Origin of the sequence: Nonomuraea rhizosphaerae, from assembly GCF_019396405.1 — a bacterium.
GTDB classification, from domain to species: Bacteria; Actinomycetota; Actinomycetes; order Streptosporangiales; family Streptosporangiaceae; genus Nonomuraea; species Nonomuraea rhizosphaerae.
Window position 1 is genome coordinate 1 of sequence record NZ_JAHKRL010000453.1, and the last position, 711, is coordinate 711.

Genomic DNA, 711 nt, shown 5'->3' on the forward strand with positions numbered 1-711 from the left:
CCAAGGGCGGCGAGACCGAGCTGGCGCGTGCCGAGGAGGTCGACTACATCGACGTCTCACCGCGCCAGATGGTGTCGGTGGCCACCGCGATGATCCCGTTCCTGGAGCACGACGACGCCAACCGGGCGCTCATGGGCGCCAACATGATGCGCCAGTCGGTGCCGCTGCTCCGCAGTGAGGCGCCGCTGGTCGGCACGGGTATGGAGTACCGCGCCGCCACCGACACCGGCGAGATGGTCAACGCCGAGAAGGCCGGCGTGGTCGAGGAGGTCTCCGCCGACTACGTGACCGTCATGAACGACGACGGCACCCGCACCACCTACCGCATCGCCAAGTTCCGGCGCTCCAACCAGGGCACCTCCATCAACCAGAAGCCCATCGTGGCCGAAGGGGACCGCGTCGAGGCGAACCAGGTCATCGCCGACGGGCCGTGCACCGACAAGGGTGAGATGGCGCTCGGCAAGAACCTGCTGGTGGCGTTCATGCCGTGGGAGGGGCACAACTACGAAGACGCGATCATCTTGTCCCAGCGGCTGGTGCAGGATGATGTGTTGTCCTCGATTCACATCGAGGAGCACGAGGTTGATGCTCGTGACACCAAGCTGGGGCCGGAGGAGATCACCCGGGACATCCCGAACGTCTCCGAGGAGGTGCTGGCCGATCTGGACGAGCGTGGCATCATCCGGATCGGTGCCGAGGTGGTGCCGGGTG

At 66.4% G+C, this 711-nt stretch carries 1 pseudogene; it reads left to right on the forward strand.

The window, feature by feature from the left end:
- Nucleotides 1-711 (forward strand): annotated as a pseudogene (locus tag KME77_RS30660) (DNA-directed RNA polymerase subunit beta); the annotation flags it as partial.